The organism is Pseudothauera rhizosphaerae (genome assembly GCF_004801305.1).
In the GTDB taxonomy this organism is placed as follows: domain Bacteria; phylum Pseudomonadota; class Gammaproteobacteria; order Burkholderiales; family Rhodocyclaceae; genus Pseudothauera; species Pseudothauera rhizosphaerae.
Genome location: NZ_SSOD01000012.1, coordinates 86,852 through 103,037, shown reverse-complemented (window position 1 = coordinate 103,037; position 16,186 = coordinate 86,852). Strand labels below are relative to the sequence as shown.

The 16,186-nt window shown below is 66.4% G+C and carries 10 protein-coding genes; 8 read left to right on the top strand and 2 right to left on the bottom strand.

Features of this window, described 5'->3' with window-relative positions:
• The first annotated feature begins 3 nt into the window (after positions 1–3).
• From E6O51_RS14925 to E6O51_RS14895, 7 genes are all read left to right on the top strand, one after another.
• On the top strand, positions 4–540 hold the full coding sequence (locus E6O51_RS14925) for a pilus assembly protein PilP (protein ID WP_136385794.1): 537 nt from the start codon (positions 4–6) through the stop codon (positions 538–540).
• Positions 537–2,699 (top strand): type IV pilus secretin PilQ, encoded by a 2,163-nt coding sequence (gene pilQ / locus E6O51_RS14920; RefSeq protein WP_136385793.1) that lies wholly within the window; start codon positions 537–539, stop codon positions 2,697–2,699. Before E6O51_RS14925 ends, pilQ begins: the two co-directional genes overlap by 4 nt.
• A gap of 82 nt (positions 2,700–2,781) precedes the next feature.
• Positions 2,782–3,300: a shikimate kinase gene (locus E6O51_RS14915; protein ID WP_136385841.1), complete on the top strand. Its 519-nt coding sequence runs from the start codon at positions 2,782–2,784 to the stop codon at positions 3,298–3,300.
• Entirely contained in the window at positions 3,300–4,382 is a 1,083-nt protein-coding gene (aroB, locus tag E6O51_RS14910) for a 3-dehydroquinate synthase (protein WP_136385792.1), read from the top strand. Before E6O51_RS14915 ends, aroB begins: the two co-directional genes overlap by 1 nt.
• The gene (locus E6O51_RS14905) at positions 4,379–5,503 is read left to right on the top strand and encodes a deoxyguanosinetriphosphate triphosphohydrolase (protein ID WP_136385791.1); all 1,125 of its coding nucleotides are present in this window, start codon (positions 4,379–4,381) and stop codon (positions 5,501–5,503) included. Before aroB ends, E6O51_RS14905 begins: the two co-directional genes overlap by 4 nt.
• Positions 5,504–5,748: 245 nt before the next feature.
• The gene (locus E6O51_RS14900; protein ID WP_136385790.1) at positions 5,749–10,422 is read left to right on the top strand and encodes a glutamate synthase-related protein; all 4,674 of its coding nucleotides are present in this window, start codon (positions 5,749–5,751) and stop codon (positions 10,420–10,422) included.
• Positions 10,423–10,424: 2 nt separating this feature from the next.
• Positions 10,425–11,888, top strand: coding sequence for a glutamate synthase subunit beta (locus E6O51_RS14895; protein ID WP_136385789.1), 1,464 nt, complete (start codon positions 10,425–10,427; stop codon positions 11,886–11,888).
• 147 nt (positions 11,889–12,035) lie between these two features.
• On the opposite strand, the gene E6O51_RS14890 is transcribed toward E6O51_RS14895, so the two are convergent.
• Positions 12,036–13,220: an acetate/propionate family kinase gene (locus tag E6O51_RS14890; protein ID WP_136385788.1), complete on the bottom strand. Its 1,185-nt coding sequence runs from the start codon at positions 13,218–13,220 to the stop codon at positions 12,036–12,038.
• Positions 13,217–14,629 carry a bifunctional enoyl-CoA hydratase/phosphate acetyltransferase gene (locus E6O51_RS14885; RefSeq protein ID WP_136385787.1) on the bottom strand — a complete coding sequence of 471 codons (1,413 nt, stop codon included), beginning with the start codon at positions 14,627–14,629 and terminating at the stop codon, positions 13,217–13,219. Before E6O51_RS14885 ends, E6O51_RS14890 begins: the two co-directional genes overlap by 4 nt.
• A gap of 189 nt (positions 14,630–14,818) precedes the next feature.
• On the opposite strand from E6O51_RS14885, the gene glmU reads away from it, so the two are divergent.
• Positions 14,819–16,186: a bifunctional UDP-N-acetylglucosamine diphosphorylase/glucosamine-1-phosphate N-acetyltransferase GlmU gene (glmU, locus tag E6O51_RS14880; RefSeq protein ID WP_136385786.1), complete on the top strand. Its 1,368-nt coding sequence runs from the start codon at positions 14,819–14,821 to the stop codon at positions 16,184–16,186.

Genomic DNA, 16,186 nt, shown 5'->3' with positions numbered 1-16,186 from the left:
CCCATGAAACTTTCGCCCTCGGCGGTGCCGGTTCTGGTGGCTGCCCTGCTGCTCGGCGGCTGTGCGAGCGACGAAGAGAACATCCAGGCCTGGATGGCTGAGGAGGCCAAGGGCATGCGTGGTACCGTCAAGCCGCTGCCCGAGATCAAACCCTTCCCTATCGTCGAATACGATGCCGAGTCTTTGCCGAGTCCGTTCAGCACCGAACGCTTGGTGCCCGAACAGCGTACTGCCGCCAGCAGCGGTAGCGGTCTCAAGCCCGACATGGACCGCCGTAAAGAGCCGCTCGAAAGCTATCCGCTCGAATCGCTGACCATGGTCGGTGCATTGCTCGGCAAGCAGACCGAAGCCCTGATCCGCGTCGGCGGCACGATACACACGGTGCGGGTGGGAAATTATATGGGACAGGACTTCGGCCTGGTGACTGCCGTGACCGAGACCGAAGTCAAGTTGCGCGAGCTCGTCGAGGACGTTAACGGCGAATGGACCGAACGCAGCAGTTCGTTGTTGTTGCAAGAGCAGCAGGAGAACAAAAGATGAAAACCCGGATCGCGACGCTGCTGCTCGCAGCTCTCATCGTGGCCCCCGCCCCTTGGGTCGTCGCTCAAGCCCAGGAGGCCGGCCAGCAGGCGCAGGCGCCCAATCGTATCGAAAATCTGGAGGTCGCCGAACAGGGCGGCTCGGTATACATCAAGCTCACTCTGAAGACACCGCTGGCGGCCGTGCCGGCGAGCTTCAGCGTGGCCAATCCTGCCCGTATCGCATTCGATCTGCCGGCAACGACGAACGCTCTCGGGCGCAGCAGCCAGAACATCAATGCCGGGGATCTGCGCAGTGCGAACGTCGTGCAAGCTGGCGACCGTACCCGACTAGTACTGAACCTGACCCGGATGTCCCCGTACGAAGCGCGGCTCGACGGCAATGCGTTGATCATCACACTCACTCCGCTCGGTCAGGAAGCCATCGTCACTTCGTCCGCGGAGCAACCGATCGTCAACTTTGCCGCGTCGTCGGGCGAGGCTGCAGCAGCCAACAAGAGCATTCGCGACGTCAACTTCCGCCGAGGCAAAGATGGTGAAGGGCGTGTCGTGGTCGAATTGTCAAACCCGGATACCGCGATCGACATCCGTAAACAGGGCGCCAACCTCGTCGTCGAGTTCGTCCAGGCATCCCTGCCCGAACACCTGCGCCGGCGTTCTGACGTGACCGACTTCGGTACACCGGTGACAGCGATGGTCACGCAGCAGCAGGGCGACAACGTGCGTCTGGTAGTCACGCCCCATGGCCTGTGGGAGCACAATGCCTACCAAAGCGACAACCAGTTCGTGCTCGAGGTCAAGCGCGTTGTCGAAGATCCGAACAAGCTCGTGCAGGGCACGCCGCGTGGGCAGTACGGCGGCGAGCGGCTGTCCCTCAACTTCCAGAACGTGGATGTGCGGGCCGTACTGCAGGTGATCGCGGACTTCACCGACTTCAACATCATCACCAGTGACTCCGTGCGCGGCAACCTCACCCTGCGCCTGAAGGACGTGCCCTGGGATCAGGCCCTCGACATCATCCTGCAGGCCAAGGGCCTGGACATGCGCAAGAACGGCAACGTCATCTGGATAGCGCCGGGTGACGAATTGGCGACGCGCGAGAAGCTCCAGCTTGAAGCCTTGGCCCAGATCGGCGATCTGGAGCCGCTGCAGACGGAGAGCTTCCAGATCAACTACCACCGCGCCAAGGAGATCTTTGATTTCCTCAAGAGCAAGGACCAGACGGTTCTTTCCAAGCGCGGGAGCGTGGTGGTGGATGACCGCAGCAACAAGCTCTTCGTCACCGACGTCGCAAGCCGACTCGATGACCTGCGCCGCCTGATCGGCGAGATCGACATTGCGCCGCGCCAGGTGCTGATCGAAGCGCGTATCGTCGAGGCCAGCAAGGACTTTTCGCGCGATCTCGGCGTACGGCTGGGCTATGGCGACCGCAAAGCGCTTGAGATCGGCGACGGCGCCCGCATCGGTTTTGGAAAGTCTGAGTTTGCGTCCGTCAATCCGACGACCGGCGCGGTCAACACTGGGGCAAACGCTGTAATCAACGGCATCGTCCACAGGGTGGGTGAATCCGCGACCAGTGGTAATGGTTTCTTGCCCACCGGGTTCGGTTCGCTCAACCTGACCCTGTTCAACAGCAGCCTCACCCGATTCCTGAATATGGAACTTCAGGCGCTGGAAGCGGATGGGCGCGGCCGGATCATCTCGAGCCCGCGGGTGATGACTGCCAACCAAGTCGAGGCAACGATCGAGCAAGGGACCGAGGTTGCGTACCGCAAGGAAACCAGTTCGGGGGCTACCAGCGTCGAGTTCAAGAAAGCCGTCTTGTCGCTCAAGGTAAAACCGCTGATCACGCCGGACGGCAGGCTGCAGTTGCAGGTGGAAGTTAACAAGGACCGTCCGGTCTTCCCGGCGGGCTTTACGGAGCCTGCCATCGACACCAAGAATGTGAAGACAGAAGTGCTGGTCGAGAACGGCGGTACGGTGGTGATCGGCGGTATTTACGAAGAAGAGGAGACCGAGAACGTAACGCGGGTTCCGCTTCTTGGCGAAATTCCCGTTCTCGGTGCGCTGTTCCGTACTACCTCAAAAGGTGCCAGTCGCAACGAACTGCTGGTGTTCATCACCCCACGCATCATCTCGGAAGCCCTATCGGTTCGCTGAACGCGTCCGGAACAGTTTGTGATGCACACGGAAGCTCCATATCCTTGGGGCTTCTTTTTTTGCCGCGATTACCGCTTTGCTCGTGGAACGATTGATACTGGTAGGAATGATGGGGGCCGGCAAGACCACCATCGGGCGTGAACTGGCGAAACGATGCGGTATGCGCTTCGTCGATTGCGACCATGAAATCGAGGCGCGTACCGGCGTGAAGATTCCGACCATCTTCGAAATCGAAGGCGAGGAAGGTTTCCGTCGCCGCGAGACCCAGGTGATCGACGAACTCACTCGCATCGACGGGTTGGTCATCGCCACCGGAGGTGGCGCGGTCATGAGGGCGGAGAACCGCGCCATGTTGGCCGAACGGGGCGTGGTCATCTACCTCAACGTCCCGCCCCAGGTGTTGTGGGAGCGTACCCGGCGCGACCGCAACCGCCCCCTGCTGCAGGTTTCCAATCCGCGCGAGCGCATCTTCAGCCTGCATCAGCAGCGCGATCCGCTGTACCGGGAGATCGCCGACATCGTTGTCGATGGCGGGCGGGGCAATCCAGGCGGTACCATAAGGCAGATACAGAAAGCCTTGGAAACCTGCAGGAAAGCCTGATGCATACCCTTGATGTCGCGCTGGGCGAGCGCAGCTACCCCATCCATATCGGCCGCGGCCTGCTCGACGATCCCTCGCTGATCCTCGCCCGCCTGAAGACGCCGCGGGTGGCCATCGTCACCAACGACCGCGTCGGACCGCTCTACCGGGAACGTGTGCAGCGCGGCCTGGAGGCCAACGGCGTGCGCGTCACGGCGGTGGTGCTGCCGGACGGGGAAGCCTATAAGGACTGGCAGACGCTCAACCTGATCTTCGACACGCTGCTGGCCGAGCGCTGCGAGCGTTCGACCATGCTCATCGCCCTCGGCGGCGGGGTGGTCGGCGACATGGCCGGCTTCGCTGCCGCCACCTATCAGCGCGGCATGCCCTTCATGCAGATTCCCACGACCCTTTTGGCGCAGGTGGATTCCTCGGTAGGCGGCAAGACCGCCATCAATCATCCGCTGGGCAAGAACATGATCGGCGCCTTTTACCAGCCGCGGCTGGTGATCGCCGACACCGCGACGCTCGACACGCTGCCGGATCGGGAACTGAAGGCCGGCATCGCCGAGGTCATCAAATACGGCCTGATTCGCGATCTGGACTTCTTCGTCTGGCTGGAAGGGAATCTTGAGCGCCTGCTGGAACGCAACCCTGCAGCCATCGCCTACGCCATCGAACGTTCGTGCCGCAACAAGGCGGAGGTGGTGGCCGCCGACGAGACCGAGCAAGGCGAGCGGGCGCTCCTCAACCTCGGCCACACCTTCGGCCATGCCATCGAGACCGGGCTCGGCTACGGTGAGTGGCTGCACGGCGAGGCGGTGGCGGCGGGTACGGTGATGGCCGCCCGTCTGTCGCACGCTCTCGGCTGGCTCGGCGAGAAGGACCTGGAACGTGCCGTAGCACTATTCCGCCGCGCCGGCCTGCCCGTCAGCGGTCCGGCGCTGGGCGCCGAACGCTACCTCGAACTGATGGCTCACGACAAGAAGGTCGAAGCCGGCCGCATGCGCCTGGTCCTGCTCAAGGCCATCGGCCGTGCGGTGGTCAGCGACACCGCCACGCCGGAGCAGATCGCCGCGGCCATCGAGGCCTGCTGCCCGTGAGCGCGCTCGCGCCCTATGCCGCGGACGAGCGCCAGTCGCGCGGGCGCATGCATGCCGAGCCGCCGCCGGCCGAGCGCAGCGAATTCCAGCGCGACCGCGACCGCATCGTGCATTCCACGGCCTTTCGCCGCCTGGAGTACAAGACCCAGGTTTTCGTCAACCACGAGGGCGACCTGTTCCGCACCCGCCTCACCCACAGCATCGAGGTCGCGCAGATATCCCGCAGCATCGCGCGCATCCTCGGCTTGAACGAGGATCTGGCCGAATCCATCGCGCTGGCCCACGACCTGGGCCACACCCCCTTCGGCCACGCCGGGCAGGAAGCCCTCAACGCCTGCATGAAGGCGTATGGCGGCTTCGAGCATAACCTGCAGTCGCTGCGCACTGTGGACCTGCTGGAAGAGCACTACGCCGCCTTCGACGGGCTGAACCTCACCTACGAGACGCGGGAGGGCATCCTCAAACACTGCTCGCGGGCCAACGCCGAACGCCTGGGCGAACTGGGCCGGCGCTTCCTCGACGGCACCCAGCCCTCTTTGGAGGCCCAGTTGGCCAACCTGGCCGACGAGATCGCTTACAACAACCACGACGTGGACGACGGCCTGCGCTCCGGCCTGATCACGCTGGAGCAGCTCGACGCGGTACCGGTATTCGCCGACAACCGGCGCGAGGTCGAGCGCATCTGGCCCGGTCTCGCGGGGCGCAAACTGATCCACGAGACAGTCCGCCGCATGATCAACCAGATGGTGCTCGACCTCACCGCACGTACCCGCGCCAACATTGCCGCGGCCGGCGTGGCCACCCTGGCCGACGTGCGCGCCGCGCCGCGCCTGGTGGCCTACTCCGACGGCCTGCTGCCCCGCCTGCGCGAGCTGAAGCACTTCCTGCGCGACAGCCTGTACCACCATTACCAGGTGCTGCGCATGACCAACAAGGCACGCCGCATCGTCACCGACCTCTTTGGCGCCTTCATGGCCGAACCGCAACTGCTGCCCCCGCAGTACCAGGCCCGCGCCCACGACGACAAGGCGCGGGCGATCGCCGACTACATCGCCGGCATGACCGACCGCTACGCCATCAGGGAACATCGCCGTCTCTTCGCCGTCGGCGAAATCCACTGAGCGATCATAGGCTTGCCGCAGCGCAAAAAAACTTGAACGATTCCGCCCCGGGGGGGTATATTCGTCGACCGCTCTCCAATCCAAGCAAAATGCGGGCGCCGTGTGCGCGTAAAAAGACAGCCGGTGCCTGTGGGCCGGCGTTTTTTTGGCCGCAGAATTCATGCTCAGGGCATTTTGCGCGGGTGGCAGTCGCCTGAATCGTGCCGGACCAGTCCGGTGAACGCGTTGTTTCGAGGAAGAACGAGATGGATCTCCCCCAGAAGCAGGGTCTGTACGACCCGGCAAACGAACACGACGCCTGTGGCGTGGGTTTCATCGCCCACATCAAGGGCAAGAAGTCCCACGACATCGTCCTGCAGGGCCTGGAGATCCTGAAAAACCTGGATCACCGCGGTGCGGTGGGCGCCGACCCGCTGCAGGGCGACGGTGCCGGCATCCTGATCCAGATCCCCGACGCGCTCTACCGCGAGGACATGGCCGCGCACGGCGTGCAGTTGCCGGCCGCCGGCGAATACGGCGTGGGCATGGTGTTCATGCCCAAGGAGGCCGCTTCGCGCCTGGCCTGTGAAGAAGAGATCGAGCGTGCTGTGCGCGCCGAAGGGCAGGTGGTGCTGGGCTGGCGCGACGTGCCGGTCAACCACGACATGCCCATGAGCCCGGCGGTGAAGGCCAAGGAGCCGGTGATCCGCCAGATCTTCGTCGGCCGCGGCCCGGACGTCATGGTCACCGAGGCGCTGGAGCGCAAGCTCTACGTCGCCCGCCGCCGCGCGGCCAACGCCATCAACGCGCTGCAGCTCAAGCACGGGCAGGAGTTCTACACGGTCTCCATGTCCGCGCGCACGGTGAACTACAAGGGCCTGCTGCTCGCCGGGCAGGTGGGCGAGTACTACCGCGACCTGGTGGACCCGCGCGCCGTGTCCGCGCTCGCCCTGGTGCACCAGCGCTTCTCCACCAACACTTTCCCGAAGTGGAACTTGGCCCACCCGTTCCGCTACATCGCCCACAACGGCGAGATCAACACCCTGCGCGGCAACTACAACTGGATGCGCGCGCGGGAGAAGGGCGTGCATTCGCCGCTGCTGGGGGCGGACCTGGAAAAGCTGTGGCCGCTGATCTACCCCGGCCAGTCCGACTCGGCCGCCTTCGACAACGCCCTCGAACTGCTGGTGATGAGCGGCTATTCCATGGCCCACGCGGTGATGATGCTGATCCCCGAGGCCTGGGAATCGCACACCCACATGGACGAGCGCCGCCGCGCCTTCTACGAGTACCACGCCGCGATGATGGAGCCGTGGGACGGCCCGGCCGCGGTGGCCTTCACCGACGGCCGCCAGATCGGCGCCACGCTGGACCGCAACGGCCTGCGTCCGGCGCGTTACCTGGTCACCGACGACGACATCGTGGTGATGGCCTCCGAATCCGGCGTGCTGCCGATTCCCGACGGCAAGATCGTCAAGAAGTGGCGTCTGCAGCCCGGCAAGATGTTCCTGATCGACATGGAGCAGGGCCGCATCATCGACGACAAGGAGATCAAGGAGTCGCTGGCCAGCGCGCGCCCGTACGCCGAGTGGCTGTCCCGCATCAACATCAAGCTCGACGGCGTGGAAGCGCCCGCCAAGGCGGTGCCGCCGGAGAGCGCGGCCGCGCTGCTGGACCGCCAGCAGGCCTTCGGCTACACACAGGAAGACATCAAGTTCATCCTCGAACCCATGGGCAAGGCCGGCGAGGAAGCCACCGGCTCCATGGGCAACGATTCCCCGCTGGCGGTGCTGTCGGGCAAGGAAAAGCCGCTCTACAACTACTTCCGCCAGCTCTTCGCGCAGGTCACCAACCCGCCCATCGACCCGATCCGCGAGCAACTGGTGATGTCGCTGGTGTCCTTCATCGGCCCGCGTCCGAACCTGCTCGAGATCAACGAGATCAACCCGCCCTTCCGCCTGGAAGTGTCGCAGCCGGTGCTGGACTTCGCCGACATGGCCAAGATCCGCAACATCGCGCGCTACACCCACAACAAGTTCCGCTCGGCCGAGCTGGACGTCTGTTATCCGGCCGCCTGGGGCAAGGAAGGCGTCGAGGCGCGCCTCGCGTCCCTGTGTGCGGAAGCCGAAGACGCGGTGCTGCAAGGCTACAACATCCTGGTGGTGTCCGACCGCAAGGTGGACGCCGACAACGTCGCCATCCCCGCCCTGCTGGCGCTCTCCGCCATCCACCAGCACCTGGTCACCAAGGGCCTGCGCACGCGCGCCGGCCTGGTGGTGGAAACCGGCACCGCGCGCGAGGTACACCACTTCGCCGTGCTCGCCGGCTACGGCGCGGAAGCGGTGCACCCCTACCTCGCGCTGGAAACCCTGCAGAGCCTCGCGGGTGACGCGGAGACCGCCGACAAGTACGTCAAGCACTTCGTCAAGGCCATCGGCAAGGGCCTGATGAAGGTGATGTCCAAGATGGGCATCTCCACCTACATGTCCTACACCGGGGCGCAGATCTTCGAAGCGGTCGGCCTGCAGCAGGCGCTGCTGGACCGCTACTTCACCGGCACCACCAGCCAGGTGGAAGGCATGGGCGTGTTCGAAGTCATGGAAGAGGCCATCCGCCTGCACAGGAAGGCCTTCAGCCCGGACCCGGTGCTCGCCAACATGCTGGATGCGGGCGGCGACTACGCCTTTCGCGTGCGCGGCGACGAGCACATGTGGACGCCGGACGCCATCGCCAAGCTGCAGCACGCCACCCGTTCCGGCAAGGCGGACACCTACAAGGAATACGCGCGGATCATCAACGACCAGAGCAAGCGCCACATGACGCTGCGCGGCCTGTTCGAGATCAAGCCCGCCGCGCCCCCGGTGGCGCTGGACGAGGTCGAGCCGGCCAAGGAGATCGTCAAGCGCTTCGCCACCGGCGCCATGTCCCTGGGTTCCATCTCCACCGAGGCCCACACTACGCTGGCCGTCGCCATGAACCGCATCGGCGGCAAGTCCAACACCGGCGAGGGCGGCGAGGACCCGATGCGCTTCAAGCCCATCACCCAGGCCATGAAGCTGTCGCAGATCATCGGCAAGGGCCGCATCGAGCGCGACCTGGAGCTGTCCGCCGGCGATTCCCTGCGCTCGGCGATCAAGCAGGTCGCCTCGGGCCGCTTCGGCGTCACCGCGGAGTACCTGGTCAATGCGGACCAGATCCAGATCAAGATGGCCCAGGGCGCCAAGCCCGGCGAAGGCGGGCAACTGCCCGGCCACAAGGTCAGCGAGTACATCGGCTTCCTGCGCCACTCGGTGCCGGGCGTTGGCCTGATCTCGCCGCCGCCCCACCATGACATCTACTCCATCGAGGATCTGGCCCAGCTCATCCATGACCTGAAGAACGTGAACCCGGCGGCCAGCATCTCCGTGAAGCTGGTATCCGAGATCGGTGTGGGTACCGTGGCGGCGGGCGTGGCCAAGGCCAAGGCCGACCACATCGTCATCGCCGGCCACGACGGCGGCACCGGCGCTTCGCCCTGGTCCTCCATCAAGCACGCGGGTTCGCCGTGGGAACTGGGCCTCGCCGAGACCCAGCAGACTCTGGTGCTGAATCGCCTGCGCTCCCGCGTGCGGGTGCAGGTGGACGGCCAGATGAAGACTGGCCGCGACGTGGTCATCGGCGCGCTGCTGGGTGCGGACGAATTCGGCTTCGCCACCGCTCCGCTGGTCGTGGAAGGCTGCATCATGATGCGCAAGTGCCACCTCAACACGTGTCCGGTGGGTGTCGCCACCCAGGACCCGGTGCTGCGCGCGCGCTTCTCCGGCCAGCCCGAGCACGTGGTGAACTACTTCTTCTTCGTCGCCGAGGAAGTGCGCGAACTGATGGCCCAGCTGGGCATCCGCAAGTTCGACGAGCTGATCGGCCGCGCCGACCTGCTCGACATGAAGAAGGGCATCGCGCACTGGAAGGCGAGGGGCCTCGACTACTCGCGCATCTTCTACCGTCCCAACGTGCCGGCCAGCGTGCCGCGCCTGCACACCGAGAACCAGGACCACGGCCTGGTCAAGGCGCTGGACAACCAGCTCATCGAACTGGCGAAGCCGGCCCTGGAAAAGGGCGAGAAGGTGCGCATCGAACTGCCGGTGCGCAACATCAACCGCACCGTGGGTGCCATGCTGTCCGGCCGCGTGGCGCAGAAGTACGGCCACGCCGGCCTGCCGGCCGACACCCTCCACGTCACCCTGACCGGCACCGCCGGCCAGGCCTTCGGCGCCTTCCTGGCGCGGGGCGTGACCATGGAGCTGGTGGGCGAGGGCAATGACTACGTGGGCAAGGGCCTGTCCGGCGGCCGCATCGTCGTGCGTCCGCAGGCCGAGTTCCGCGGCGCCACCACCGACAACATCATCGTCGGCAACACCGTGCTCTACGGCGCCACCGAGGGCGAGGTGTATTTCGCCGGCGTGGGCGGCGAGCGTTTCGCGGTGCGCAACTCCGGTGCCACCGCGGTGGTGGAAGGCGTGGGCGACCACGGCTGCGAATACATGACCGGCGGCACCGTGGTCGTGCTCGGCCCCACCGGGCGCAACTTCGCCGCGGGCATGTCCGGCGGCGTGGCCTACGTGCTGGACGAGGACGGCAGCTTCGAGCAGCGCTGCAACATGGCGCAGGTCGCCCTGGAGCCGCTGCCCGAGGAACTGGATGCGCGCAAGGGCTCGGAATCCGGCGACGAGCTGGAGTCCCACGGCCGGGTGGACATCGACCACCTGACCATGGGCGACGAGCTGATCCTGAAGGGCCTGATCGAGCGCCACGCGCGCTTCACCGGCAGCGCGCGCGCGCGCCAGATACTGAACGACTGGGCCACCTCGCGCAGCCGCTTCGTCAAGGTGTTCCCGCACGAGTACCGTCGCGCGCTGGCCGAGATGGCCGCGCAAAAGCAACAGCAACTGGAGGCCGCTTGAGAATGGGCAAGCCAACCGGATTCCTCGAATACCAGCGCCTGTCCGAGGCCTACAAGCCGGCCGGCGAGCGCATCAGGGACTACCGCGAATTCACCGTCCGCCTCGCCGACGATCAGGCAGCGGTGCAGGGTGCGCGCTGCATGGATTGCGGCATCCCGTTCTGCAACAACGGCTGCCCGGTGAACAACATCATCCCGGACTGGAACGACCTGGTGTACCGCGGTGCCTGGCAGGAAGCCATCCAGGTGTTGCACTCCACCAACAATTTCCCGGAATTCACCGGCCGCATCTGCCCGGCGCCCTGTGAAGCGGCGTGTACCCTCGGCATCAACGCCGATCCCGTGGGCATCAAGTCCATCGAGCGCGCGATCATCGACAAGGCCTGGGAGCAGGGCTGGGTGCCGCCGCAGCCGCCGGCCACCAGGACCGGCAAGAGGGTCGCCGTGGTCGGCTCCGGCCCCGCGGGCCTCGCCGCTGCGCAGCAACTGGCGCGCGCCGGCCACGACGTGACCGTGTTCGAGAAGAACGACCGTGCCGGCGGCCTGCTGCGCTACGGCATCCCCGACTTCAAGATGGAAAAGAGCCTGATCGACCGCCGCGTCGAGCAGATGAAGGCTGAAGGCGTGAGCTTCCGCACCGGCGTGCTGGTCGGTGCCAAGGCTGTGCCGGCCGGCATCGTCAGCGACGCCAAGGAAACGATCTCCGCCGACGAACTGAAGAAGTCCTTCGACGCGGTCATCCTGGCCGGCGGTTCCGAAGTGCCGCGCGACCTGCCCGTGCCGGGGCGCGAGCTGGACGGCGTCCATTTCGCGCTCGAATTCCTGATCCCGCAGAACAAGGAGGTGGCGGGTGACCGTCCCAACCCGATCTCCGCCAAGGGCAAGCACGTGGTGGTGATCGGCGGTGGCGACACCGGTTCCGACTGCGTGGGCACCTCCAACCGCCACGGTGCGCTGTCGGTGACCCAGCTCGAACTGATGCCGCAGCCGCCCGCGCAGGAGAACAAGCCGCTGACCTGGCCCTACTGGCCGACCAAGCTGCGCACCTCCACTTCCCATGAGGAAGGCTGCGAGCGCGACTTTGCCGTGGGCACCAAGGAGTTCATCGGCGAGAACGGCAAGGTCAAGGCGCTCAAGGTCGTCCGCCTGCAGTGGAAGGACGGCAAGATGAGCGAAGTGCCCGGCTCCGAGTTCGAGCTCAAGGCCGACCTGGTGCTGTTCGCGATGGGCTTCACCAACCCGGTGGGCGGCGTGCTGGAAGGCTTCGGCGTGGACAAGGACGCGCGCGGCAACGCCAAGGCCACCACCGACGGCGCGGGCTGCTACGCTACCAACGTGCCCGGCGTGTATGCGGCCGGCGACATGCGGCGCGGCCAGTCGCTGGTGGTGTGGGCGATTCGCGAGGGCCGCCAGTGCGCCCGCGAGGTCGATGCCTTCCTGATGGGCGAGAGCGTGCTGCCGCGCTGAACAAGGCGGCATCCGAAAGAAAAGGGCGACCCGCGGGTCGCCCTTTTTGTCCGTCTGCTGCGATTGTAGGAGCGGCCTTGGCCGCGATACGGCCTACGAGAAAACCACCGCCGCATCGCGGCCAAGGCCGCTCCTACGGGGCCGATCTCAACCGCCGAGCAACTCCACGGTGTAGCGCGCGATCATGCCCTCCTCGTTGGTGGGCATCACTGCCACGGCAACCTTGCTGTCCGCACTGTCGATGCGCGTGGTGTGGGCGGCGTTGGCCGCGGGGTCGATCTTCACCCCCAGCCAGGCGGACAGTTCCGCGACCTTCTCGCGTACCGGCGCGGCGTGCTCGCCGATGCCGCCGGTGAACACCAGTGCGTCCAGGCCGCCGGCCGCGGCGGCGAGGGAGCCGAGCTCGCGCGCGATGCGGTAGCAGTACAGGTCCACCGCTTCCCTGGCTTCGGGCGCCGCCGAAGCCAACAGGGTGCGCATGTCCTGGCTGATGCCCGACACGCCCAGCAGGCCGGATTCCTTGTACACCAGGCGGGTCAGCGCCTTGGCGTCCATGCCCTTCTGATCCATCAGGTAGAGCAGCACGCCGGGGTCCAGGCTGCCGCTGCGGGTACCCATCACCAGGCCCTCCACGGCGGTGAAGCCCATCGTGGTGGCCACGCTCTTGCCGTCGCGCAGCGCGCACATGGATGAACCGTTGCCCAGGTGGGCGATCACCACCGCGCCGTGCGCCCGTTCGCCGATCACTCCCGGCAGGCTGCGCGCCACGTAATCGTAGGACAGGCCGTGGAAGCCGTAGCGCTTGACGCCTTCGGCACTCAAGGCGCGCGGCAATGCGAAGGCCTGGGCGAGCGGCGGCTGGGTGCGGTGGAAGGCGGTATCGAAGCAGCCCACCTGGGGAATTTCCGGCAGCAGCGCGGCCACTGCGCGCACCGCGCGCAGATTGTGCGGCTGATGCAGCGGAGCGAGCGGTACGAAATGGTCAAGTTCCTGCAGTACGGCCTCGGTGAGGCGCACCGGCGCGCTGTAGCGCTCGCCGCCGTGCACGACGCGGTGGCCGGCGGCGACGATCTCCAGGTCCGGGTTGTGGGCGGTGAGCCAGCGGAACAGGTGGGTCAGCGAGTCGCGATGCTGCTCCGTCTGCCCGCCGGCGGTGGTCACCGGCTCCTGGAAGCGTTCGCCCGAGGCGTCGCGCGCGGTCAGTTCGGGGGTGGCACCGATGCCCTCCACCTGGCCCGACAGCGCCGGCGTGTCGGCCAGTTGCGGTTCGGCGGCGAACAGCGCGAACTTCAGGCTGGACGAGCCGGCGTTGAGGACGAGTACGGCCTTCATGCGAGCAGCGCCTCGCGCTTCCTGTGGGCCATCAATTGCACGATGGCGCAGGACGCGGCGCGGGTTTCGGCGGTGTCGGCGCGGCTGGTCAGCACGATGGGCACGCGCGCGCCCAGCACCACGCCGGCCATCAGCGCGTCGGCCAGGTATTCGAGCTGTTTGGCGACCATGTTGCCGGATTCGAGATCCGGCACCACCAGGATGTCGGCATTGCCGGCCACCGCCGAGCGGATGCCCTTGGTCTTGGCGGCGACCAGCGACACCGCGTTGTCGAAGGCGAGCGGGCCGTCCAGCAGCCCGCCCTTGATCTGGCCGCGATCGGCCATCTTGCACAGGGCGGCGGCGTCGATGGTGGAGCGGATCTTCGGGGTGACGGTTTCCACCGCCGACAGGATGGCCACCTTGGGTTCCTTCAGGCCCAGGATGTGGGCGAGGTCGATGGCGTTCTGGATGATGTCGACCTTGACCTCCAGCGAGGGCTCGATGTTGATCGCCGCATCGGTGATCATCAGCGGGTGCGGGTAGGTCGGCACGTCGGCAAGGAAGACGTGGCTGATGCGGCGCGCGGTGCGCAGGCCACCTTCCTTGGACACCACCGCGCTCATCAGTTCGTCGGTGTGCAGCGACCCCTTCATCAGCGCCTCGGCGCCGCCGTCGCGGCACAGTGTGACGGCGGCCTCGGCCGCCGCATGGCTGTGCGGTACGTCGAGGATGCGCAGGCCGCGAATGTCGATGTCGTACTCCTCGGCGACGGCGCGGATCCTGGCCTCGGGGCCCACCAGGATGGGGTCCACCAGCCCGGCCTTGGCCGCCTGTACCGGGCCGCGCAGGGACTCGGCGTCGCAGGGATGGGCGACCGCGATGGGGATCGGGGCCAGCCCGGCGCTGATCGACAGCAGATGGGTGTAGCGCAGCTCGCGGTCGGAGATCGTGACCTCCGGCAGATTGACCCGCGTGCGCTTGATCTTCTCGGTGGGCGCGGCCACTTCGGCCGTGCCGTCGATGACCTTGAGGCCGTCCTGGTTGACCGCCAGGCAGTCGAACACGATGTGGTGGTTGTGCTCGAACTTCTCGCGGCAGGTCACGGTGATGGTCAGCGTGTCGCCGATGGTGATCGGACGCCAGAAGTTCAGCCCCTGCGACACGTACACGGTGCCGGGGCCGGGGAATTCGGTGCCGAGCACGGTGGAGATCAGCGTGCTGCCCCACATGCTGTGCCCGACCACCTCGCGGAACTGGCTGGAGCGGGCGAACTCCGGGTCCACATGGGTGGGGTTGACGTCGCCGGACATGACCGCGAACAGGTGGATGTCCTCGGGCTTCAGCGTACGCACCAACTGGGAGAAGTCGCCGACCTGGATCTCGTCGAAGGTGCGGTTCTGGATGAATTGCTGGACTGCGTGCTCCATGGGCGGTCTTGCTCCGTAGATATATGCGTTGCAACAGGTTGATTCTAGCTGCGAACAATTACCACTGTCAGATCATGGTCGACTTTTGTGTGCGATGCAGCATGAACGCGGTGTAACACCTGCCACACCGGGCGTTGCAGGGCTGCATGATAAAATCGCGCGCTATTCCGACGTTCTCCCGGAGCTTTCATGGAAGTGGTCGTACTCGCCGCCGGCCAGGGCAAGCGCATGCGTTCGGCACTGCCCAAGGTGCTGCAGCCCCTCGCCGGCCGGCCGCTGCTGGCGCACGTGCTGGACACCGCCCGCCGCCTGCAGCCCGCGTGCATCTGCGTGGTCCACGGTCATGGCGGCGAGGCGGTGCGCGAGCGTTTCCCCGACGCCGATCTCGCCTGGGCACTGCAGGCCGAGCAGCACGGCACCGGGCACGCCGTGCTGCAGGCCCTGCCCCGTTTGAGCGACGACGAACGCGCGCTGGTGCTGTACGGCGACGTGCCGCTGATCGGCGCGGCCACGCTGCAGCGCCTGGCCGCGGCGGCCGGCGACAGCCGTCTGGCGCTGCTCACGGTGGAACTGGACGACCCCGCCGGCTACGGGCGCATCCTGCGCGACGGTGCCGGGCGCGTGCTCCGCATCGTCGAGGAGAAGGACGCCAGCCCGGACGAACGCCGGGTACGCGAGATCAACACCGGCATCCTGGTCGCCCCGGTGGCGCGCCTGCGCGATTGGCTCTCCCGCATCGGCAACGACAACGCGCAGGGCGAGTACTATCTGACCGACATCATCGGCCTGGCCGTGGCCGACGGCGTCGAGGTAGTCACCGAAAGTCCGGATGCGGTGTGGGAAACCCTGGGCGTCAACAGCAAGCCCCAACTCGCGGAACTGGAACGCATCCACCAGCGCAACATCGCGCAGCGGCTGATGGACGAGGGCGTCACCCTGATCGACCCGGTTCGCATCGACGTGCGCGGTGAACTGGTGTGCGGGCGCGACGTGGAGATCGACGTCAATTGCGTCTTCGAAGGCCGGGTGGAGCTGGCCGACGGCGTGCGCGTGGGCGCCCACTGCGTGCTTCGCGACGCGGTCATCGGCGCAGGCAGCCGCATCGCGCCCTTCTCCCACGTGGAAGCCACGCGCACCGGCGAGTCCTGCGTGATCGGCCCCTACGCGCGCACCCGTCCCGGCACCGAGCTGGGCACCGACGTCCACCTGGGCAACTTCGTCGAAGTGAAGAACAGCCGCATCGCCGACCATTCCAAGGCCAACCACCTGGCCTATGTGGGCGACGCGGAGATCGGCAGCCGGGTCAACATCGGCGCCGGCACCATCACCTGCAACTACGACGGCGCCAACAAGCACCTCACGGTGATCGAGGACGACGCCTTCATCGGTTCCGACACCCAACTCGTCGCGCCCGTGCGCGTCGGCCGCGGCGCCACGCTGGGCGCCGGCACCACGCTCACCAAGGATGCGCCGGCCGGCCAGCTCACCGTGTCGCGCGCCCGCCAGGTGAGCCTCGCGGGCTGGCAGCGGCCGGTCAAGAACAAGCAAGGAGCCTGA